General features: G+C 57.5%; 23 protein-coding genes. 12 read left to right on the plus strand and 11 right to left on the minus strand.

Going from position 1 to position 22,047, the window contains the following annotated elements; all coding sequences use genetic code 11:
• The first annotated feature begins 41 nt into the window (after positions 1 to 41).
• On the plus strand, positions 42 to 446 hold the full coding sequence (locus tag H7848_RS15475; RefSeq protein WP_336512126.1) for a zincin-like metallopeptidase domain-containing protein: 405 nt from the start codon (positions 42 to 44) through the stop codon (positions 444 to 446).
• Positions 447 to 748: 302 nt separating this feature from the next.
• Positions 749 to 1,414, plus strand: coding sequence for an aspartate/glutamate racemase family protein (locus H7848_RS15480; protein ID WP_208353234.1), 666 nt, complete (start codon positions 749 to 751; stop codon positions 1,412 to 1,414).
• 221 nt (positions 1,415 to 1,635) lie between these two features.
• Here H7848_RS15480 and H7848_RS15485 read toward each other — a convergent pair whose 3' ends face one another.
• Entirely contained in the window at positions 1,636 to 2,577 is a 942-nt protein-coding gene (locus H7848_RS15485; protein WP_208353237.1) for a hypothetical protein, read from the minus strand.
• Between the two features lie 190 nt (positions 2,578 to 2,767).
• Between H7848_RS15485 and H7848_RS15490 the strand changes: the two genes are divergently transcribed.
• From H7848_RS15490 to H7848_RS15500, 3 genes are all read left to right on the plus strand, one after another.
• Entirely contained in the window at positions 2,768 to 5,659 is a 2,892-nt protein-coding gene (locus H7848_RS15490) for a Tn3 family transposase (RefSeq protein WP_208353240.1), read from the plus strand.
• Positions 5,660 to 5,790: 131 nt separating this feature from the next.
• Positions 5,791 to 6,342, plus strand: coding sequence for a recombinase family protein (locus H7848_RS15495; protein WP_208353242.1), 552 nt, complete (start codon positions 5,791 to 5,793; stop codon positions 6,340 to 6,342).
• Between the two features lie 104 nt (positions 6,343 to 6,446).
• Positions 6,447 to 6,875 (plus strand): Imm1 family immunity protein, encoded by a 429-nt coding sequence (locus H7848_RS15500; protein WP_208353245.1) that lies wholly within the window; start codon positions 6,447 to 6,449, stop codon positions 6,873 to 6,875.
• Between the two features lie 244 nt (positions 6,876 to 7,119).
• Here the strand turns inward: H7848_RS15500 and H7848_RS15505 are convergent, their stop codons facing one another.
• The 5 genes from H7848_RS15505 to H7848_RS15525 all read right to left on the minus strand — a co-directional run bounded on the left by H7848_RS15505 (position 7,120) and on the right by H7848_RS15525 (position 10,943).
• Entirely contained in the window at positions 7,120 to 7,329 is a 210-nt protein-coding gene (locus H7848_RS15505) for a hypothetical protein (RefSeq protein WP_208353247.1), read from the minus strand.
• 389 nt (positions 7,330 to 7,718) lie between these two features.
• Positions 7,719 to 8,318 (minus strand): ferric reductase-like transmembrane domain-containing protein, encoded by a 600-nt coding sequence (locus H7848_RS15510; protein ID WP_336512124.1) that lies wholly within the window; start codon positions 8,316 to 8,318, stop codon positions 7,719 to 7,721.
• The gene (locus H7848_RS15515; RefSeq protein WP_208353250.1) at positions 8,318 to 8,809 is read right to left on the minus strand and encodes a twin-arginine translocation pathway signal; all 492 of its coding nucleotides are present in this window, start codon (positions 8,807 to 8,809) and stop codon (positions 8,318 to 8,320) included. Before H7848_RS15515 ends, H7848_RS15510 begins: the two co-directional genes overlap by 1 nt.
• 26 nt (positions 8,810 to 8,835) lie before the next feature.
• The gene (locus H7848_RS15520) at positions 8,836 to 9,954 is read right to left on the minus strand and encodes an aldo/keto reductase (RefSeq protein WP_208353251.1); all 1,119 of its coding nucleotides are present in this window, start codon (positions 9,952 to 9,954) and stop codon (positions 8,836 to 8,838) included.
• 2 nt (positions 9,955 to 9,956) lie between these two features.
• A complete protein-coding gene (locus tag H7848_RS15525) occupies positions 9,957 to 10,943 on the minus strand; it encodes an MBL fold metallo-hydrolase (protein WP_208353252.1) in 987 nt (328 codons plus the stop codon).
• A gap of 131 nt (positions 10,944 to 11,074) precedes the next feature.
• Here H7848_RS15525 and H7848_RS15530 point away from each other — a divergent pair, with 131 nt between their 5' ends.
• The 4 genes from H7848_RS15530 to H7848_RS15545 all read left to right on the plus strand — a co-directional run bounded on the left by H7848_RS15530 (position 11,075) and on the right by H7848_RS15545 (position 15,837).
• Entirely contained in the window at positions 11,075 to 12,004 is a 930-nt protein-coding gene (locus tag H7848_RS15530) for a LysR family transcriptional regulator (RefSeq protein ID WP_208353253.1), read from the plus strand.
• A 374-nt stretch (positions 12,005 to 12,378) separates the two neighbouring features.
• Positions 12,379 to 13,110 (plus strand): SDR family oxidoreductase, encoded by a 732-nt coding sequence (locus H7848_RS15535; protein ID WP_208353255.1) that lies wholly within the window; start codon positions 12,379 to 12,381, stop codon positions 13,108 to 13,110.
• The gene (locus H7848_RS15540) at positions 13,110 to 13,499 is read left to right on the plus strand and encodes a c-type cytochrome (RefSeq protein WP_208353257.1); all 390 of its coding nucleotides are present in this window, start codon (positions 13,110 to 13,112) and stop codon (positions 13,497 to 13,499) included. The genes H7848_RS15535 and H7848_RS15540 overlap by 1 nt, the downstream gene beginning before the upstream one ends.
• A 55-nt stretch (positions 13,500 to 13,554) precedes the next feature.
• Entirely contained in the window at positions 13,555 to 15,837 is a 2,283-nt protein-coding gene (locus H7848_RS15545) for a molybdopterin-dependent oxidoreductase (protein ID WP_208353259.1), read from the plus strand.
• 683 nt (positions 15,838 to 16,520) lie between these two features.
• Here the strand turns inward: H7848_RS15545 and H7848_RS15550 are convergent.
• The 5 genes from H7848_RS15550 to H7848_RS15570 form a co-directional block, all read right to left on the minus strand.
• Positions 16,521 to 16,889: an NAD(P)H-binding protein gene (locus H7848_RS15550; RefSeq protein WP_419555516.1), complete on the minus strand. Its 369-nt coding sequence runs from the start codon at positions 16,887 to 16,889 to the stop codon at positions 16,521 to 16,523.
• The gene (locus tag H7848_RS20350) at positions 16,874 to 17,200 is read right to left on the minus strand and encodes an NAD(P)-dependent oxidoreductase (RefSeq protein WP_419555517.1); all 327 of its coding nucleotides are present in this window, start codon (positions 17,198 to 17,200) and stop codon (positions 16,874 to 16,876) included. Before H7848_RS20350 ends, H7848_RS15550 begins: the two co-directional genes overlap by 16 nt.
• A 49-nt stretch (positions 17,201 to 17,249) precedes the next feature.
• Positions 17,250 to 17,783 carry a hypothetical protein gene (locus tag H7848_RS15560; RefSeq protein WP_208353266.1) on the minus strand — a complete coding sequence of 178 codons (534 nt, stop codon included), beginning with the start codon at positions 17,781 to 17,783 and terminating at the stop codon, positions 17,250 to 17,252.
• A 172-nt stretch (positions 17,784 to 17,955) separates the two neighbouring features.
• Complete coding sequence (gene dps / locus H7848_RS15565) at positions 17,956 to 18,480, minus strand: DNA starvation/stationary phase protection protein Dps (protein ID WP_208353270.1); 525 nt, start codon at positions 18,478 to 18,480, stop codon at positions 17,956 to 17,958.
• Positions 18,481 to 18,558: 78 nt separating this feature from the next.
• On the minus strand, positions 18,559 to 19,266 hold the full coding sequence (locus H7848_RS15570; RefSeq protein ID WP_208353272.1) for an isochorismatase family protein: 708 nt from the start codon (positions 19,264 to 19,266) through the stop codon (positions 18,559 to 18,561).
• A 283-nt stretch (positions 19,267 to 19,549) separates the two neighbouring features.
• Here H7848_RS15570 and H7848_RS15575 point away from each other — a divergent pair, with 283 nt between their 5' ends.
• The 3 genes from H7848_RS15575 to H7848_RS15585 are packed head-to-tail and all read left to right on the plus strand — an operon-like array spanning position 19,550 to position 21,680.
• Entirely contained in the window at positions 19,550 to 19,891 is a 342-nt protein-coding gene (locus tag H7848_RS15575; RefSeq protein WP_208353274.1) for a hypothetical protein, read from the plus strand.
• Positions 19,888 to 20,778 carry a helix-turn-helix domain-containing protein gene (locus H7848_RS15580; protein ID WP_208353276.1) on the plus strand — a complete coding sequence of 297 codons (891 nt, stop codon included), beginning with the start codon at positions 19,888 to 19,890 and terminating at the stop codon, positions 20,776 to 20,778. The genes H7848_RS15575 and H7848_RS15580 overlap by 4 nt, the downstream gene beginning before the upstream one ends.
• A gap of 11 nt (positions 20,779 to 20,789) precedes the next feature.
• On the plus strand, positions 20,790 to 21,680 hold the full coding sequence (locus tag H7848_RS15585) for a helix-turn-helix domain-containing protein (RefSeq protein WP_208353277.1): 891 nt from the start codon (positions 20,790 to 20,792) through the stop codon (positions 21,678 to 21,680).
• The last annotated feature ends 367 nt before the right edge of the window (positions 21,681 to 22,047 follow it).

Below are 22,047 nucleotides of genomic sequence, written 5' to 3' on the forward strand. Positions count from 1 at the left end.
AGTCCGAATTCGCTGCGCTTTGTGTGAATGACCGCTGTTTGGTGTTCACGTATTATGCCGACACGCCGCACCGAACTTCCCACTGGGCAACAGGTGGTGATGATCAGCGCGGCATAATCCGAAGATCGGCATTATGGATTTTATGCCGATGTCGGCATAAGACTCACTGGACAGGGGCGTCGAAGCGGCTGGACCGTCTCAGCCGGCTCAATGACCGCAAGGCCTATGCGTTCGAGGAACTGGTGGCCGAGATCGGCAATTGCATGCTGTGCGCACAGATCGGGGTGGAGCCCGAGTTCGGCCAGAGCGCAGCCTATGTCGAAGGATGGCTGGAGGCGATGAAGGAAGACAGCCGCGCGATCTTCCGCGCCGCGTCCGAGGCGCAGAAGGCCGTGGATTACATCATGGCCCGCACCGCGCAGGCTGACCGGATGGCCGCTGAGTAGGAGCCCGCACCGACGAAACGTTCGAGGCCCCCGTCAGCAGGTGGGGGCCTTTTGCGTTTCCATATTATCCTGGGTGAAGCCGGTTTCAGGGTGACCTGTCGCCGGGCTACCTGGCGGCCACCCGCCGACAGGCCTAGCACTTCGCGCGGACGGGCATCAGATGCCCGGAAACGGTCGCATTTGGAAGAGTCGTGCCGACAAAGCTAAGGTTCGTTTCAATGCTAAGGTGACTCTTTTCTCCCGCATGGCGGATGGCTGAGTCTGCGCATATAGTTCTGCGAAAATTGGAAGGATTTTATACCATGCACATCGGATTGATTGGCGGCATTGGACCAGCGGCGACAACGTACTATTACCAACTCCTTCTTGAAGAGATGGGAGAGCAAAACCTCACTATTTCCCATGCTAGCCTTAAAAGCCTAAGTGGAAATGTGATGGCCGGAAATCGTGATGCGCAAGCTGCGATCTTTGCGAACCACGTTGATATTTTAAAGGGTGCTGGTGCTGATTTTGCAGCCGTCACATCTGTTGCCGGGCATTTTTGCATTGAAGAGCTAGCGGCGCGGTCGTCGTTACCGCTGGTAAGTGTGTTGGATAGCTTGAAGACATATTTCTCAGAAAATAGTCTGAAACGGATCGGCATTTTAGGCAACCGTGTTGCAATGCAAAGCCATCTCTTCGGGATGATTGATACTGTAAATTTCGTCACACCTGAGGCCGAAACGCTCGACAAAGTTGGTGAAGCCTACATGCAGATGGCCAAGCGCGGTCGATGTGAAGATCATGAGCGACAGCTATTTATCAAAGCTGGCCAAGATATGGTCGATCACAGTGGTACAGATGCAGTCCTTTTAGGAGGAACTGACTTGTTTCTTGCGTTTGATGGCGGCAAGGCGAGTTACCCAGTAGTTGATGCAGCGCGTGTGCATGTCGCTGAATTGATCAAAGCTGATCGTGGACCGTTCTAAAACGGTCATTTCTGCCGCGCTGCCCTGCCCCACGCCGGATCAATCGCTTAGGCTGGACAAAAACCCCCGGCAAAATAGAAGGGGTTTTGTCACGTTTTTGCACCTGCCAGTCGCGAAGGTCGGCGAGGTCTGCAGTCGGGACAATGCCGCTGTTTGGCGGGTAAATCCGAATGGCGGGTTTTCAGAAATGCAACAACTTTAACGAAAACCCAAAGTCAAAATCATGGCCAATCCCTTTGAATACTGATCTCTTCAACTCTTTGTTCTGAACCAAAAACAATCATAAGGGAAAGAAACTCAGCATTCAGGTTAGGGTTTGCAGCGGCATCACATATATCGATCGCATATTGTTGCGATGCCGGCGTGCCTTTTTGTGGTTCCCAGCCAAGAATACTATGAACATCAGCGCGCACTAGCCCTACGCGCAGCCCTGATGGCGTGGCCCATTTTGGATCGGTGCTGTAAGCTTCCACAACCGTGTCGCCTTGCATGTACACAAGAAGGCCATCGTGCGAAAACCTGTCCACGCCATAAAAATCGGGGATGACGTCCCCGCGAATGACGGGCATACCACTCGCGATGAGTTCCGAAACAAGCGTGCCATCTCTAACGCCATTCAACTCAAATTCGGATATAGGTAAACAAGCGCCTTGCGGGCCGCGGTAAGGCTCTACGACTGGCAAGGCGGATGACGGTTCAAACGCCGGTGATGCATCACCGCTAGAACGCACATCAGGCCCGGCAATTTCATTGATGGTCAGTCGGCTCAGTTTTTCTTGATCGATCGGACGGCCTTGCCAAGTTACGTTAAAGCTCTCTGTTGGGGACAACGTGTAGTGAGTTGCCCACCCATTTGCGAAACCTTGTCTTATCTCATAAGTATTGGCACATTCATACGAAAGCTGTGTCACGTCACACACATCATCATAGCAAATACGGTAATACGGAGCGACCGTGTTGGGCATACTGCCATCCTCAAAGTTGGCACAGCCGGCGGAAGCTATTGTTCCAAAAGCCAGAAGTACACCGGTCAGAAACAGTACCTTTTGCATTTCAATAGATTCCACCTTGCGCTGTTTGTCGTACACATCCAACGCAATAATAACCTCAAGTGCAGCAGTACTAAAGCTGCAACTAAATTGGTCAGAGACTTCAGCGGACATTTGCAGTCTCCGCAGCATCCGACAATTCGGGCTCCTTCGGAGAATTCGCTGCGCTCTGATTGAACGGCGGCTTTGAGGCACAAGGCCTCGGGATGACATGCTGCACTCATGCTGACGCAACCTCAATTTCTGCTTTCTTAACGTAAGGTTAAGCAGATCAGACATTGTGCTCCGACTCGGAGGGTTTGATTTGGATCAGGACTTTATTGCCGCTTGGAGCTTATCGTTTTCAGAGCTTGAATTTGTTCACGGGTATCGGCACGCGATGCGGGTCGGGATCGCGGTTCAATTGCTGCATTTCCGCAGTCATGGGTACTTCCTGACTTCGCTGGATGAGGTGCCATCTGACGCGGTCGAATATGTGGCAGATCAGGCCGGCGAAAGCATTGAATCCGCGCGCACCTATGACAATTACAGCGATACGTCCCGTCGCCATCGTCTGGACATTCTACGATTTCTTGGAATCCGCCGCGCGACAGATCGGGACAGGTCTGCACTTCGCATCGAACTCACGTCACTGGCTGCGCATCTTGGCACGACCTCGGAGGATCTCGTTTCTCATGGGTATCAATGGGCGCTGCGTAACTCTGTGCTTGTTCCATCCCGGAAAATCATGGAACGGCTGGTCCGCTCTGCAAGACACGCGTTTCAAGAAGAGTATCTGATGTCGGTGTTTAATCGATTGGAGCCTCGTGCAATCGAAGGTCTAGAGAATAGTCTAGCTGACCCACGTGGAGCATATGGATTTCAACAATTGAAAGCTGATGTTGGTGCGCCAGCCTTAGATAGTGTGCTTGAAGCAGCCGCCCGGCTTGAGTTTATTCACGGCCTTGATCTGCCGTTTGATCTGCTGACGAACGTCGATCCGTCTTGGGTCCGGATAATAACGCGACGCGTTGAGGGTGAGACGGCATCCGAGATGCGGCGGCACAGAAAGGAACGACGTCTCGGTCTGCTTGCTGTATATCTGATGTCACGCCGGGCCCAGATGATTGACGGGCTTGTCGATCTGTTGATTGAGGTTGTGCATCGGATTGGTTCGAGATCACGGCGGAAAGTGATTGGCCGGATTGCGGGGGATATTGAGAAGGTCCACGGCAAAGAACGCATCCTTGTGGAAATTGCCACTGCCGCCATGCTCACACCCAATGGCCGGGTTGCTGATGTGATCTATCCTATTGCTGGTGCTGCAAAATTGAAGGCGATAATCGACGAACATCGCGCCAAAGGCACCTTAGACAAGCAGATACAAACAGTGATGCGCGGTTCTTATGCTAGCCACTACCGCCGGATGTTGCCGCCATTGCTTTCTGCGCTGAATTTTCGCTCCAACAATGCAGGCTGGCGACCGATCTTGGATGCCCTCATATTGATTGTTCGCTTGAATGAAGAGGGACGACGCTTTGCCCCAATGGAACTCGCGCCTGAAGGATCAATACCGCGAAAATGGCTTGATACCGTCGTCGACAAGACAGGCCGTCTGAACGTTATCTCCTTTGAAATTTGCGTGCTGACGCAATTGCGTGACCGGATGCGTGCTAAAGAAATTTGGGTTGAGGGCGCGGATCGTTATCGCAATCCGGATGATGATCTACCCAAGGATTTTTCCGCAAAACGGAACTTCTACTATGCTGGTCTCAATCTGACACAGGACGCACACGCCTTTTCCCAATCTATTCGGGGACAGTTGGAGCAAGAACTGCGCCATCTGAATGCGACGATACCAACAAATGATAAGGTGCGGCTGCGTTGGTCCGGCGAGAGCAGGATCAGCATCACACCATTTGAACCGGCACCTGAACCCCAAGGGCTGATGAGGCTCAAATCTGGAATTGGGCGGCGGTGGCCTATGACAGGTTTGCTCGATACGCTGAAAGAAGCCGCACTTGATACGGGGTTCTTGAGTGCCTTTGAGACCTCAGCGACCAGAGAGGCCTTGTCACGTAGCGATCGTGACCAGCGCCTTCTTCTTTGTCTCTACGGTCTGGGAACGAATGCAGGCCTGAAACGTGTGGCGGCTGGAACCCCAGAAATCAGCCATGACGAACTGTTGCATGTGCGCCGGCGCTACATTGATCCAGCATCACTACGTGCAGCGTGCTCCAAAATTGCTGATGCGACACTTGTAATTCGGAACCCCGCTGTTTGGGGAAACCCTGGTACAGCTTGCGCTGCGGATTCCACCAAGTTCGGCGCTTGGGATCGCAACGTTATGACAGAATGGCATGCGCGGTATGGTGGACGGGGCGTGATGATTTATTGGCATGTCGAAAGGCAGTCCACATGTATTTACTCGCAGTTGAAGCGCTGTTCGTCATCGGAAGTGGCTGCGATGATCGAAGGCGTACTAAGACATTGCACCGACATGGAAATCCAACGGCAATATGTCGACAGCCACGGGCAAAGCGCCGTGGGGTTTGCATTTTGTCATCTCTTGGGCTTCGAGTTGGCGCCGCGCCTGAAAGCGATTGCACGTCAGAAGCTCGCTCTGCCAAGCGCGGGGATGCGGGGGCAATTGCCAAACCTTCTACCTATATTGTCGGGAGCGATCGACTGGAAAGAGATCGAGCAGCAATATGATGAGATGGTCAAATACGCTGCTGCTATGCAGCATGGCACCGCCGAGCCCGAGGCCATCTTGCGCCGATTTGCGCGGGCCGATGTCATGCATCCAACATACAAAGCGCTTGCCGAACTTGGTCGTGCCATCAAGACGATTTTCCTCTGTCGCTATTTACGATCCGAGGCGTTTCGTCGGGAAATCAATGAAGGTCTGAATGTCGTGGAAAACTGGAACAGCGCCAATGGCTTTGTGTTCTTTGGAAAAGGCGGTGAAATATCTAGCAATCGCATTGCTGATCAGGAAACATCAGCTCATGCATTACATCTGCTTCAGGCATCCATGGCATATGTGAACACCCGGATGGTCCAGACAGTTCTGGGAGAACCGGATTGGGCGAGCCGACTCTCAGAGCATGACTATCGTGGCCTTAGCCCACTTATTTACTCTCACATCAATCCGTATGGCCGATTTGAGATTGATCTGGACAAGCGGATTGATTTTGAGCGTCTGGCAGCATGAATGTCATCGTCACAAAAGGGTACACTCATAGGAGGCAAGCAGATGTGACAGGCCAGAATGTCACAAATGAGTGGCCAGACACATATTGTTACAGTATCAGAGTGCAAACCACCCTAATGTGACAGGTTCCCATGCCCAAGATCGGATACGCCCGCGTCAGCTCATCAAGCCAGGATCTCAACATTCAGAAAGCCAAGCTGAAAACTGCGGGCTGTGAGGTCATCCGCTCGGAAACGGTTTCTGGTGCTTCCCGTGATGATCGTTCTGAGCTGGCGACAGTGTTGGAATTCCTGCGGGAAGGCGACGAGTTAGTCGTTCACCGCCTCGACCGCCTTGGCCGGTCCACCCGCGATGTACTGAACCTGGTCCATGAGTTGGACGCCAAAGGCGCATCGCTCCGGGTGCTTGAACCGGAAGTCACCACCGCAGGCGACATGGGCCGCATGGTTATCACCGTGCTGGGCATGGTCGCCGACATGGAGCTCAAGTTCATCCGCGACCGCCAACGCGCCGGGATCGACGCGGCGAAGGACAAAGGTGTTTACAAGGGGAGGCGGAAATCCGTGGATGATGATGAAATCCGTCGATTGGCGAACGAGGGCATCGCAAAAGCCCAGATCGCCCGTGATCTTGGCGTTTCAAGAATGACCGTCTACCGCGCCCTCGCGGATGCCGAGACATGAAGCCGCCGTTCGTTCAGGGTGCGGCGGATTCAACGAGAGAGCCCCTTGCGACCATTGCCAAACCTTGCCTTATGTCTTCAAAGTTAGACATTTCCTAGTCGCAGATGCTTGGGACAATCGAAGAAGAAATGCCGACACAAATAACAATTTCAGAATCGCAAACACCGCTAACTTGTTCGACGGTTGAAGAGGTCATGGAAGCACTGTCACAAGCTGCCTCCGATGCGGAGGCGAGTGAGCGCCCAAACATTGTGCACATCACGGCAATCACAGAGGATACTCTCTCAGTTGTGGTCGGCGCTAAGTCACTATCAAATCTGGGATTTCAGTACGCACACGGCGACCCGCCGTATTATTCAAGCCGTGGTATATCGAACGTTGATGAACCCTTTCTCGTCGCGTTTGCTTTGACAAATCATCATACTGAGATTCCACAGCGTTACGTCATACCTGTGTCTGATGCTTTTAAAGCGGTGCGTCAGTTCTTGGAAACCAACAGTCTTCCAACCTGTGTCCAGTGGTCGGAGATTTAGAAGATAAATCACCTGAGCCTCGGATAGTCGAAGGTCGGCTTCGTCCCGCAGTGTGTCAGTAAGTACGTTGCGCAGCGAACGGCCATTACATCATTCGTTCCCTTTGTGTTCTTCATAACCCCTATCTGTGCACGTTCGGGGCGGTTGGGCCTAATTGGTTCAGCAGTACCGCGAAACGGTAAGCGTTGCATCTGACCCCTTATTTGGGACCTTCCGACACAGGCATCCTGGGCCTATATTGGCGCTACGCGCCAATATGGCCGCTTAAGGCGCTGAAAAGCCTAGTTGCGTTCAGATCGCTAACAAAGCCAGCGGTGTCATATCCTGCGATGCGGAGCGAGTCGTCACCTTGTTCTTCAGCAAAGCTCGGTCGACAAAGCAGCACAAGAAGCAGAAGCAATGACACTTTAAGCAAGCAATTCTCTCCAGATATTCTATCGAACTTGGTTGCCATGAGGGGGTCCTTTGCGGGAGAGTGTGGAATCCTACGCTAAGCAAACAACGAGAACCGTTGCGCGACGGGGCGGAATGACACTCTAAGCGAATTGGTGCTGCGCGCGTTGACAGCACCAACGTACCACAGGGGCGGAAAAATCGACGCTGCCGCGCAGCAAGGAAACCGGCCATTCATCGACAGTGCAGCAATTTGCAATCAACCAATCAACGAGATGCGGGACTTTTCTGCCGTTCATTTTGGGCTTTCGAATGTCCGATCCCGCATATTATTTGGATAGCTATGCGCGATGGCGTGTCGCCGCCAGCCGGGCTGATGAATCATGCCGCATCAAGGAAATCAATGGGTATTGGCCCTAGCAAAACTGTTGCGGGCCGCTCATCGACCGATCAGGACCGAATCCGTATCCGGATTATCGTACGGCTGTTTCTGCGTCGCCAGATAGCATAGCTGAGCCCGACGAGGGCGAGCAGGCCGACCAGTCCCTTCAACATCGTCCCCATCGTTCCCTCGATCAGCACAGCATGCACGACGGTTCCCACGACGATGACGGTCGTCGTCACGACGTGAATAGCGCGCCATGCCCGGTGTCCCATCCGCCTTCGAACCGCAGCAAGCAGAACCGCCGCGAAGAGCGCCCACATCGCCGCCACGCCCCAGATGGCGAATGGTGTCGGTGAGCGCAGGAGCAGGACGTCGACCACGTCCGGTGGGCTTGTGATCCACAGGCCCGCGACGTGAACGACGGCCGCAAGCAAAAGGGCCACACCGATCCAGACGTGGCTGCGCCGCCCCCGAACACCCGGAACCAAGCCGGCGATCAGAAGGGCTTGAACCGGCAGGAGGACCAAACCGATCACCCCGGCGAAACCAGCTGCGACGTAAATCGGCTCCCGCCATTGCAGCAGGGGGCTCTGCGCCGCCACAATCAGCGGGACCGCGACAAGCGCGACCAGTGCCGCCCAGATCAGACCCGCTGGCGCGCGCATCATGCTGGCCTGAGCACGAAATCGACGGTCAGACTCGTGTCAGACGCGCTGGCCAAGACCGGACGCAGGAAGACCGTCTCGAACCCGCCGTCGTCATACTCGGCGTCATAGGCCAGGTGCCCGTGGGGCTGGCCAAAGGCCGGCACGATCTGCGGCATCTCGATCCGGAACACGCCATCCGCGTCGGTCAGCGTCGCACCATGCGACCTGGCATCACGCTCATGGCCCTCGGTCGTGTGCGCCCAGATCTGAATGCGTCGCCTGGCCAGCGGCGCACCGTCGCCCGCCCGCCGGACGGTGCCGGTGGTCCAGAACCCGCCGCCTCCGATCCGGTCCACGATGGGGGCGCCGGAGCGATAGTTGTTGGCTCCGCCCCGCATGGTCGGCGTTGGCGCGAGGCCTTGCGCGCGGGCCGGGACCAAGAGCCCGCTTGCACCCAGGATTATGCCGGCGGCTCCGGCGGTGATAAGCTTGCGTCGTGTGGTGGTCATTTCTAGCTCCGTCGTTTTGATGATGTTCAGTTGGCGAGCCTGTCGCGCGCTTGAGCTTGCGCCAGCCTGATCTGGCCCTGGTACTGGCTGTCCTTCTCCGGATACCAAGCCATGTTTCCCAGGGTCGCAAAGCCGGGCAGGCCGTCCATGTAGGAGACCATGCGGCGCCGCATCTCGGCATCGGGAAGCGGACCGCGCATTGCCCCGAGGTTTTCGGTCATGTGATCGGGGTTCGACGTGCCGCAGAGCACGCAGGTGACGGCCGGATGTCCCATGACCCACTTCAGGAAGAACTGCGACCATGTTTCGGCCCTGAATTCGGTGGCAAAATCGGGCAGCGGCTGACCCCGGACGATGTGCGTGAGCCGCGCCTTTTCCAGCGGCAGATTAACTAGAATGCTGACGCCGTTATCCGCCGCGGCGGGCAGCAGGCGTTCCTCGGCGGACCGATTGAAGATCGAGTAGTTAGTCTGCACGATATCCACCGCGCCACGTTCAATGAATTGGGTCAGTTCCGGCTGATAGGCGGTCTCGTGATGGGTGACGCCGACGAGGCCGATCTCACCCTCCTGCTTCCAGGCTTGCATCAGGGGGATGACAACGCCCGCATTCGTGATGCTGTGGCACTGCATGAGGTCCATGGATGACCGCCAGATCCGCAACTTCGACTGCTCGAGGCTGGCCGTCGCGTGGCTGGTGTCGCCCAGATATTCGCCCGTGGACCAGATCTTGTTTGCGACAAACACCTCGTCCGCCTGCGGCAGGCCAGCCATGATGGTGCCGATCGTTGTCTCGGCCGATCCATAGAGCGGCGAGGTGTCGATCACCGTACCGCTCCCTTCGACAAAGCGGGTCATGACTTCGCGAAGAGGCTCTCGCGGCTGGCCCGGCACAGTGTCAAAGGTCAGGAAGGTGCCGAGACCGAGCGCGGGTATGCGCTGGCCAGTCGCCGCGATCTCGCGTGTGATGACGTCAGTAGCCGGGTTCACCTGATCGGCTACGGTATCAGACGGCGTGTCCGCAACCTGAGCGTAGGCAGTCGGCCCAGTCGCCGCGATGGCGCCGATGGAGGCTGCGGAGCGCAGAAATCCCCGGCGCGTCGTGCCATGGCTTTTCGCTTCCGGCTTTTCGTGTTCGGTCGTCATAGTCAGAACTCCCAGTTGGCCGGAACCCACGCGTAGCCGGTATCGGTCCTCAAGATCCGACCCAACCCGGGGAAGGGATAGTGAAAGCCGAGAACCAGCATCCGTTCGGCCGCGGCGCGGTCGAAGATGCGCGCCCGCGCCGCGGCGGCCTGATCCTGATCGCGGTCCGGTCCGGGTCGCCAGGCACGGTCGATATTGATGATCGGGTGATAGGCGAGGTCTGCGGTCAGCAAGAGCTGGTCCGACCCGGACTCTACCAGGAACGTCGCCATTCCGGGCGTATGACCCGACGCGGAGATCGTTGTCAGGCCGGACAGGATTTCGGCACCCCCTTCGTAGAGTTCGATGTCGCGGACGTAGGGTTCCACGCTGCGCTGGATGTTGGCCGCGAAGCGCTGCTGGAAGTCCTGTGGGACGGGCATGTAGGACAGGTCGGGATCGTTTTCGACGAAGAAGGACCAGTCGGCGCGCGGCGCCATCACTGTTGCGTTCGGGAACGCGCGGCTCCCGTCAGCCGCGCGAAGGTTGCCCACATGGTCCGGATGCGTATGCGAGATGACCACCACGTCGATATCGTCCGGCGTCAGACCAAGCGCGCCCAGGTTATCGAAGAGACGGCCGCCGTTCGGGCCCATCGTGGCACCGGCCCCGGCTTCGAGCAGGATACGGCGGTCGCCGATCTCAAGGAGCAGCGTGTTCAGGTTCAGCGTCATGTGGTCCGTGGGCAGGAAGGCGCGGCGCAGGACCTCCTCCAGTTCGGCCTCCGGCGCGTTGCCGGCATAGACGGTGGGTGGGCCGCCGATCAGGCCGTCGCTGAGGACGGTTGCGGCGATGTCGCCCACCTGAAAGCGATAGAACGCGGCGTTCCGCGTCGGCATGGTTTGCGCGCTTGCCATCCCTGCAGGTTGGGCGATCGCACGGCCGGTCATTATACCGGTCGCACCGGCCACTGCAGACACCATAATCTTCCGCCGGTTCAGGGTTAGCATATTCGTTCTCCTTAAATTGGTCCGGTGTAGGTCGGGTAGAAAGTTCCGCGTTTGATGACTGGTCATGTGAGGCCGATTATTGATAAGTTAACCCCAGCAAATGAAATCAGCTTGATAGGTAATTACGATCAATGAGCCGTATTCGTCTGGACCACCTCGATATTTTCGCCCAGATCGTCCGGCATGGCGGTTTCCGCGCCGCCGCAGCCGACCGTGGGGTGTCGTCCTCGGTGATGAGCCAGACGATGACTGCGCTGGAGCGGACGCTGGGAATTCGCCTTCTCAATCGAACGACCCGCAGCGTCGCCGTGACGGAGGCTGGCGCGCGGCTTTTGGAGGGCCTGGCACCGGCGCTGGAGGAGATCCGTCTTGCGGTCGACGAGCTGGACCGCCTCCGCGAGACGCCGTCGGGTACCTTGCGGATCAACGCCCCCGAGCCAGCCGCCTACCACGTGCTCTGCCCCCTGGCACTGGACTTCATGGCCACCTATCCCGAGGTCAGCATCGAGATCGCGAGCGATGCCGCTATCATCGATATCGTCGCGCAGGGCTTCGATGCCGGCGTGCGGTTCGGCAACCAGATCGCTCAGGATATGATCGCGCTGCCGGTCGGGCCGCCGCTGCGCTACGCGATTGTCGCTTCGCCTGACTATCTAGCCGGGCGGCCAGCGCCAAAGACACCAGCGGACCTGTCGACCCATGAGTGTATCCGTCGTCGCTATCCCGGCGGGGCCCTCGCAAAGTGGGCGTTTGAGAAGGATGGCGACGCCGTCGAGTTCTTACCGTCCGGGCGGTTCACCGTCGGATCCGCACAGTTGGAGCTTCGCGCCGCAATCTCGGGACATGGCATCGCGCATCTGTTAGAGGACTACGCTATCGCGGCACTGGCCGAAGGCAGCTTGGTGCAACTGTTGTCCGACTGGAGCCCGACACTGCCGAGCTGGCACCTGTACTATTCGAACCGTCGCCACAGCAGCGCGGCGATGCAGGCTTTTATTGCCTTCGTGCGGAGGTCTACACATCGCCAAGGTGAGACGAAGAGCAGCTTGACCGGTCAATAGGCCTATGAACGGGAGCAGGGTACCCGACACGCGCCATATGCACTTAGGCGAGTCTTGCGCGTGAAGAAAGAACCGCGGTCCACCGCCACCGACCCCTAATCAGAGCAGCCTTCGGACACACACAGACTGACCAACGCCAGGGCTAATCACTCCCAGTCCACGATTGCGACCTGAAAGCACAGCACCCGTGCGACGATCAGATAGGCTTCAAGATCACTACGGCGCATCGGGGCCTATTGATAAGTTTTACTGCTCAGTCCGATAAGAACTATAGCTCTAATCTTCTCAATTCATATCCCTATTTCGATCGTTGACGGGTTGAGCTGACGACAGGCAGCGCGTCCACCAATCGAGATACCAACACGGATATGAGTATGTCGGAGAAGAAAATCGCGATCGTGACCGGGGGGTCCGGGGGTATCGGCACAGAGGTCGCAACGCGTCTTGCCAAAGACGGTTTCATTGTCGCCGTGCAGTGCCGCAATGATCTGAAAGCAGCGGAGTCCGTCGTTGCTGAGATTGAGGCGGACGGCGGTCAGGCCTTCACGGTTCAGACGGATATCTCTGACGAAGATGATGTCACTGGGCTCTTTGATATCGCCGCGAAGCGAGGCGAGCTTATGGTCGTCGTTCACGCCGCCGGCATCATGGAATTAAATCCGATCAGCCAGGGCGCCATCGACAGCTTTGACAGAGTGATCGAGACCAATCTGCGCGGTACGTATCTGACCATGTGCGAGGCTGCGCGGCATTTGACCAAAGGCGGGCGGTTTATCGCTTTCTCCAGCAGCGTCGTTGCCGTGAACTTTCCCACCTATGGCGCGTACATCGCCTCCAAACTCGGCGTTGAAGGGCTGGTGCGTGTGTTTGCCAACGAATTGCGCGGCAAGGGTATCACCATCAATGCCGTCGCACCTGGGCCTGTCGCGACAGAGCTATTTTTTCAGGGAAAGAGCCAAGAAGAGATCGCTCGGCTCGCGGCCTTGCCGCCGCTCGAGCGGTTGGGAACGCCAGAGGACATCGCGGATGTCGTATCGTTTCTCGCAGGACCGGATGGCGGATGGGTGAACGGCCAGGTCTTACGCTCAAACGGCGGCTATGCGTGATGTTCGCCTCCCTTTGGAAGAACACACAAAGACATGGGCTGCGCCGGGTGGCTGCCATCCTGTTCATTCTTGCTGCGCCGCAGATGACGGGCGCGCAGCAGGATTGGGACCGGATCTTTCAGCAAAGGTGCGCTGCCTGTCACAGCCTTGAGACCCGTGGCAGAGGCGCGGGTCCCTCCCTAGCTGGGGCTTTGGGACGCGCTACCGGTTCCCTTGAAGGCGCGCGCTATTCCCAGGCCGTCCCAGAGGCCGGGCTAATCTGGGACGCCGCAACGCTTGACCGCTTTTTCGTGGATCCACGCAGAAAGGTTCCAGGAACGCGAAAAAACATCCGCCTTACCGACACTACAGAGCGCGCTGTCATCATCGCATTTCTGGAAGGCGTCTGATCGGAACGCCCAATTTCAACGCAACTGAAGCAACGAGATCCTTGAGGGAGTTAACATGGTCACTTTGAACGTGAACGGCCGAACGGTCGATATCGACGCAAGCCCCGACACACCGCTTCTGTGGGCGCTTCGGGAAAACCTACAGCTTGTCGGAACACGCTATGGCTGCGGCCTTGGGGCCTGCGGTGCTTGCACTGTCCATGTCGACGGCGAGGCCACATTTGCCTGCATGGCCTTGATCGGCGACTTGGAGGGAAGCGAGATCACGACCATCGAAGGGTTGTCCGGGGAGGGCGACCATCCTCTCCAGCGCGCCTGGATTGCCGAACAGACGCCCCAATGTGGTTACTGTCAGTCCGGCCAGATCATGCGGGCGGCCGCCTTGCTCGCCCGGACGCCACAGCCGAGCCGGGAAGAGATCGTGGAAGAGATGTCCATCAATCTCTGCCGTTGCGCTACCTATGGAAACCCCGTCTTCGGCGGCATCCTCTTTACAGCCGGCAGCGCTGCAGTCGAGGGATACTATCCGATCCTGCGGCAGGCCGGAGCCCAGGTTCGGCAGGCGTTGATCCTGACGGCAGCCGCACATTGGTCCGTGCCGAGGGAAGAGGTCACGACGCGCGAAGGGGCGGTGATCCATGAGGCGTCGAACCGCTCCATGCGCTATGGCGAGGTGGCTGCCCTACCCGTGCCGGTGAGCGATGTGCGCGAAGTTGCGCCGGAGAACCTGAAGCCGCGGGAAGAGTGGCGGATCGTAGGCACGGATCTTCAGCGTCTGGATATTCCGGCCAAGACGGTTGGCGCCGCGCTCTATTCCATCGATGTGACCCTTCCGGATATGTTGACGGCTGTTCAGCTGCTCGCTCCGGTCGAGGGCGAGACGCCGACGCTCAACTCCGATGCAGCGGCGCGGGCCGTTGACGGTGTGGTCGATGTGGTGGTGCTGAATCACTCGGTTGCGGTGCTAGCGACAAACTTCACCTCGGCACTTGCAGGCCGCGACGCGCTCGATGTCACCTGGAGCGAAACTTCGCCCTTCCGGTCCGCTGATAGCGACGGCGAACTTGCTGCCCTGGCAGAGGCCGCCGACGATTTCGATCAGGACGCGATCATCTGGGAGGACCAGGGCGATGCCGAGGCGGCACTGTCGGAGAGCGGCACTGTTATCACATCACGCTACACTACCGAGCATGTCTATCACGCCCAGATGGAACCTCTGAACGCCGTCGCTTCCGTCGATGACGACGGCCTTGGAGCGGAAGTGTGGTTAGGTACACAAAGCCAGACAGTTTCGATTGCGGTCGCCTCAGCCGTGTTAGGCACGACGCCCGACCGGATCCGACTGAACCTCATGGAGATGGGCGGCGCCTTCGGGCGTCGCACGGCATTTGCTCGCGATCTGCTGCGCGACACGCTTCTGCTTTCCCGATCCGCAGGGCGGCCCGTGAAGTTGATCTGGACTCGTGAAGACGACGTTAAGAACGGCTGGCTGCGCCCCGCAACGGTGCATCGGATGGATGCTGTTATGGGTAGTGACGGCACCTTGACTGCCATGCGGCACCGGGTGGCGTCCCCGTCCATTCTGGAATTCTTGTTTCCGAACCGCTGGGATCCCGACACGCGCAGGGACGGCCTTATCATGGAAGGCACCGAAAGAAGTGACTACGACATTCCAGACTTCCGAACCGAACATGTGCTGATGCCGCGTCAGTCTCGGCTGGGGGCGTGGCGCTCCATCGGCTGGGGCCCGAACATGTTTGCCCGCGAATGCTTCGTGGATGAACTGGCGGCCGCCGCAGGTTCGGATCCCGTTGCGTACAGACGCCGGCTTCTCGCGCAGTCGCCGCGGGCGCTCAACGTGTTCAACACGGCCGTGGAGATGTCGGATTTCGGCAACGCGCCGGAAGGGCGTGCCCACGGGCTGGCTTTTGCTGGCTACAAGGCGACACTCGGAACCGGTGTGGCGGAGGTGTCGTACGAAAATGAGCAGCTTCGCGTTCATCGGTTTTGGGCTGCGATTGATCCGGGCGTCGTGATCCACCCCCAAGGCTATCGCGCTCAGGTCGAAGGAGGCATTCTGTTCGGCCTATCCAGTGTCTTGCGTGAACGGACGAGCTTCACCGGCGGTCAGATCGATCAGAACAATTACTACGACTATGAGCCGATCCGAATGCCTGACATTCCTGAGCTAGAGGTTACGCTCATCGAATCCGGCAATCCGCCAAGCGGTGGCGGTGAGATCGGCGTGCCCATGACGGCGCCTGCGGTCGCGAATGCCGTGCGCGAATTGACAGCGGCAACCCCGCAAAGGCTGCCGTTCCCAGGAGTTGAGACATGATCAGATCAGTGACCAAAAAGCCGACGCCTTGATGAACATTTCTTCTCCGGGCTGGCTAACCGGAGGTACGTGATTTTAAGTACTTGTTCCGGATCCGCTCCTCGAAGCGGTACTCGCTCATCTCGGGCATGAGGCGGTTCTGGCAGAACAAGGAGGGAGCTGCGCCTTCCACATTTGAAACGACTCGGTATGAGGGTCTCAGAGCTATTGGAAAGGCTCTCTTTTTCGGCCGCTGGTACCAAAACTGTCGTACATGCGCGGCGCAGCATTAGTTAAAGTGGGCTCAGAACGGCCTGATGCTTATGCAGCAATGCTGTTGCGGCAGGCTGAACCAGACCGGCCATTTGCCAAGGTCGCTAGAACCATGAATTTTCAGTGGCCCGGTCGGAGCGCTGCCGTTGGGTGTCATTAAGCCGATGTTCAGGAGGTAGGCGGCGAAATCTGATTGAGAGCCCACTTGTTCATTCGATTTCCTCGCTGCGTGCGCTCGCAGCAAGGGGAATGCCGCAACGGCAAAAACACTATCGCTGCTGTTCCGCAATTACGCCGGTCTTTGGTGTCGTCCGCGGCGACGTTGGTGTGATCAACTCTAAAGCCGCAGGAAAATCTTCCTTGCCGAGCGTCCACAAGAGGTCGCATCTCTCTACTTGATAACGCCAATGCCAGGCCGAAGAAATGACACTTCAATCCGAGATCAATACCGCACCGTTGTCATGGCTCTTATTGGAAACTTTTCCGGCGAGATAGGCGGCACCGCTTAACCGCGAGATTGCGCCAGGCTCTTCGATGCCGTCAAAGGATGTGAACTCTCGCAGGTTCATATTCTTCACGCCATCTGTCAGCTCGGCTGGACGCACAATAACCCACTCGGGCACGCCACTTTCACGCACGACACGTTCCTGCGCGGTTCGGTCTCTCATTATGCGACCAAGAAGGACAGGCTTGATAATGTTTCTAAAAGGCCAGCTGCCGTGTCCGGATGAGTCACCCGCACCGATGGATGTCATGGCCACGAGACGCGGCACCCGAGAGGCTTTCATGGCAGTGACCACGGCTCTTGTGCCAACTTCACAGACGTTGGTTCCGAAAAAATGGTCTTTCGGTTCAACGGTGCTCCGAAAGTGAGAATGACAACATCATGGCATGGCATGGCAGCCGCAAGGTCTTGGGCATTCGTGACATCGCCTTTGACTACGGTAAGGCGCTCGAAGGGTTTGATCCGTTCGACACTGCGGCCAAAAGCCGTGACGTCGTGACCGAGGGTGGCAACTTCGGCAATCGTATGACGGCTGATCTTGCCGGTCGCGCCGATAATCAGGACTTTCATGATGCTTCCTCGCTTTCCATGGAGATAGCACACCATCCGTGAGACGGACGAACGGGAACCGCCGCCCTCTGCCAAGCACGAGAAACTAAAGCGCTCTCAGAGCAGATATGTTTTTCCACAACCAGCGCGCCGGAAAGAAGGCGACGACGGCGCCGAACACGACCATCATCAAGGACATGAATATCGGAATATCCATCGCTGATCCTATGACGAATGCCGAATACGCAAAATACAACCCAATTCCGATGAATGCGCCAATGCCTAAGACCGCTGCGCCTTGCAAGACCAACGGCGCCCAGTCAGCGCCTGTGTCCAGCGACCGCGCGGCATAGAGGATCGAACCACCTGCGACCAGCTTTATCGCCGCGAAGATCAGTGAATACTGAATGTTGGCAAAGACCCCGGCAAACAGCGCCGTGATTTCCTCGGGCATCGGCTCATCACCCATATAGCTTTGCATCGGGGCCAGAAGTTCCTCGGGCGGTATGCTTGCCAATTGTGAAGATATCAAAGGTTGCGCGACAGAGGCCACCAACAGGACGCTGCCTATGATCGTCCAGTAGAGAACGAGGCGATCGCGCGCGATAAAGGTTTTGGGGTTGGTGTTTGTAACAGTCATTGATCTGAACCTTTCAGTAGGTTGTTTGCAAAAGCGCAGTGACAAAGGTCGCGACCTTGGAGGCTGATCACTTTTGCAGTTTCAGTCTGTGGTATTGGCTTAGGCAGCGTGGGGTCTGGCAAGCTGCGCCGGTTTGACCGGGTCAATGTGCAAAGGATGTAGGTCCATCGTGTCATTGCCCCGCAAGAGCTGTCTGTTCAGACAGGACAGAACGCGCCAGCTTGTCCGAAGGCAGGTGCGCCTCCAGAAACCACAACGACTTGTCGACGGTCCTCGACACTTCGGTCAGAACGTCCGACGATGTCGGATCACCGATTTGTGCCGTTTCATCAATCTGGCCGATCAGAGATTGACTAAACGTGGCATAGCCCTGTGTCAGCGCGGTAAGGACATCCGCCTGCCCGGTGCGATGCCCCAGCTCAGAGCCAATGCAGGCGTTTTCATGGATATGCTGTGCGGTGCCTTCCGCGAAGCCGCCAAGGGCGACCAGGCGCTCCGCCATTGTATCGGCGGCGTCGTGCATTTGGCCGGTAAGATCATCGAGCATCTGATGCAGCGCGATAAACCCCGGACCCTTGATGTTCCAATGGGATTGCTTGCTTCGAAGCGCGAGGTCCAGCGCCAAGGTCAACGCCCTTAGGATGCTCACCGTGCGCGCCCGGACATTTTCGTCGAGATGGTTGCACGTTGGGGTCATGCGTTGTCTCCTTTGGAAATGACCGGGCTGCCTGTTGGGGAACAGGGACGTGGCAGCCCGGTTGCGGGGGTTATCCGATCACTCGGCTGCCATAGGTGCGTTGTCTGACAGGATCATCGGAATGGGCGGATGTCCGGTCAGACCAACCCCTTTCTTGATCTCCTCGGCATTTTCGGCCACGCCGAGGAAATTGTTCATCGCTGCCTGATACTGGCCCATATGCTCGCTTAAAAGCATGCCGATGTGGCGGCCGTTGACTTGGGTGTTGTTGGCAATCTCGGCCAGAACCGCGACCCAAGTGGTTACGACGGCACCAGCGGCCGCCAGACGGGTCATTGTCACCTGCGTGATCAGTGGGTTGAAGTCCGCTGACGCGTCGATGACGACATAGACCTCATATCCATCACGCAAGGCCGCAATCGCCGGAAAGGCCGCGCAAACCTCGGTCGCGAGGCCCGAGATCACGAGTTTCTTCCGGCCAGTCGCTTCGACCGCCGCCTTCGAGGCCGGATCGTTCCAGAAGTTCACGTAAGGGCGGTCGATGACCTCAACATCCGGGAAAATCGCCTTGAGCTCTGGCATGGTCGGGCCGTTCGGGCCTTGCGGCCAGCTGGTGCCCATAATCACGGGAATACCGAACGCCTTGGCCGATTTGGCATGGCCGAGGATGTTGTTCTTCATCTGCATCGGGTCGATCGAGGTGAGGAATTGCATCAGGCCGACCTGGTGATCGATCATCAGGAAGACGCAATTGTCGGGTGTCAGTTCGCTTTCGGGAAGAGCCATGGGAAATCTCCTGTTTGGGTGGATTGAACGACTTGCCCCACCACTCTGGCTGGTCCGCTCGCGATCCTATTTCAGATATTAATAAATCCCTTATTGCATTGTTTTTATGTGTTAATTTGAATGCTGCAGGCGCAAACGTCACTGGCGACACAGCGAATCCTGAAATCGCGATGCCCCCATAAAGCCGGCTGCACAATCCCGCCGCAGGCATCAGAGAATCCTGAAAGACCCACACAGCCGCACATGTAACAGTGCCTGCGATTACTTAAGGAAAGAAGATGCCATGCCCGCGCAACACTCGCCCGCTCTCGAAGATCGTCTGAATTGCTGCTTTGTGCTGACATCGGCCCTTTATTTCCGCATGGTCGCCGTTGATCCCGCAGGGCAGGATCAGAGATTTGCGCGCTGGTACGGCGCGCTGCACGACGCGGCGCGGGACCTTGCAGGGTTGTCAGAAGGCCGCTCCAGATCCGGCCTTGGTGCACAACAGATACGCGATGGTCTGAACGATATCCTGAACAGCCTGCGGGATATCGCCGATCTGGCGAAGAAAGAAGGGGCTGTGCCTTTGCACGATGAGGTTCTGAGTTACCTTGCTAAATTGGAGATTGAGATCGCGACATGACCCTGATCGTTGACACTACCGGCAAAGCCAAGCCTGACACGCGGCTGCCCGGAATGCCCAATGAGATTGATCTTGGGCAACTGCGGTTGGTTTTGTTGCCGCCGGGCGAATACAATTTTCATCACAAACTGGACTTCAATGTTTTTGACGTGAACCTACCGCAAGCACACCATGATATGGCAGTCAACTCCGATAGACTGGAAATGGAAGTGGTCCCGTCAGAATCCATCGCATTCATTCCAAGCGGAACGGAGTTCAGGTTGCGCGTGACCAATCGCCTGCCAGGATGTTATCTGGAAGTCAGCGATGATTTGCTAGCAGAGTGGATGGCAGCAGGAGAGGTGCAAAAGGCTGCAGCCCAATCGTTTTGCAAGTATTTGTCGGACGGTGTCGCAGCCGAATTCGCCCGTACTGGAATTCGCCATCTGGCGCGCAGCCACCAATCCAATACGCCCTGCGACCGCCTGACGGTCGAGGCGCTGGCTCTTGGCATCGCGGCGCGTGGTATGGCGCAGATCGGCAGCCCCGATGGCGATATCACCGCCGAAATTTCCCGTTGGAGCTATCGCGCCCGCCCTGGCGCCATTGAGCGCGCCATAGAGTTGTTGGAAACGCGGCTCTGCGAGGCGGACCTCACCATAGCCGAGCTTGCCCGCGCTGCGGGTATGTCGTCATCGCATTTTGCGTCCGTGTTCAAATCCGCCACAGGCCAGACGCCCTATGCCTTCATCCTGCGCCGCCGCGCCGATTTCGCCCGCGACCTGATCATCGGCACGCGCGAGCCGCTCTCGTGGATCGCCTATGAGGCTGGGTTTTCCAGCCAGGCCCACATGACCACCGTCCTGCGCAACCTGCACGGCACGACCCCTGCCGCAATGCGGGATTAGAGGGCACTGACATGACCTTTATTGTAGACAATGCCGGCAAAGCCAAGCCGGACACGCGACTGCCGGAGATGCCCTATGAGACTGATCTGGGGCAATTGCGGTTGGTGTTGCTGCCGCCCGGGGAATATCACCTGCATCACAAATTCGAAGTCAACCTCTTCGATGTGAATCTGCCCTACGGCTCACACGGTTTTGCAATCAATTCTGATAACATCAAAGATACAGTCTTTCCGTCTGAATCGGTGGCTTTCTTCCCGCGCAGCACGGAATTCCGTCTACACGCGAATAATCGCCTGCCCGGATGCTCCCTTGAAGTCAGCGATGCACTGCTGGCTGACTGGATGGAGGCCGGAGAGGTGCAGCCGGATTCAGGCCTGTCTCACCAAGACTACATGCCAGACGGTGTCGCGGCCGAATTCGCCCGCACCGCGATCCGCCATCTGGCAGGCAGCCATCAGTCCAACACACCCACCGACCGCCTGACGGTCGAGGCGCTGGCCCTTGGCATCGCCGCGCGTGGTATGGCGCAGATTGGCAACCCGGACGGCGACATCACCGCCGAGATTGCCCGTTGGAGCTATCGCGCCCGCCCCGGTGCCATTGAGCGCGCCATAGAGTTGTTGGAAACGCGGCTCTGCGAGGCGGACCTCACCATAGCCGAGCTTGCCCGTGCTGCGGGTATGTCGTCATCGCATTTTGCCTCCGTGTTCAAATCCGCCACCGGTCAGACACCCTATGCCTTTATCTTGCGACGACGCGCCGATTTCGCCCGCGACCTGATCATCGGCACGCGCGAGCCGCTCTCCTGGATCGCCTATGAGGCTGGGTTTTCCAGCCAGGCCCACATGACCACCGTCCTGCGCAACCTGCACGGCACGACCCCCGCCGCGATGCGGGATTGATGCAAACGACAGAAGCTCGCGTTCAAGCACAGCGATCTGCCTCCACAACAATGGCTGTGAAAGTCCGACCAGACCATTGCGCGCATGGCCGATCTCGGTACGGGCAAAGCCACCATTCGCAATTTTCAACGCTAGCAGACAGTCAATGACCGCCTGACGATTTTGGCGGCGACGCGGAGATGAGCAAATCGCGGCCGCGAGGTCTTTCTGCTTCATCATCTGCTGCATGTGCACAAGGCGGCTTTGTCCGCTCCTCGATAGTTAATCCGGGTTGCGGCGAAAGGGCGGTTTGATTTTCACCTCACAGATTGGATGTCAATGACCGCTCTTACGACATTTGCTGCATCATAGCGAGAACCATGCCGCG

This window comes from Pseudaestuariivita rosea, from assembly GCF_017592335.1.
Taxonomy (GTDB): domain Bacteria; phylum Pseudomonadota; class Alphaproteobacteria; order Rhodobacterales; family Rhodobacteraceae; genus Parasulfitobacter; species Parasulfitobacter rosea.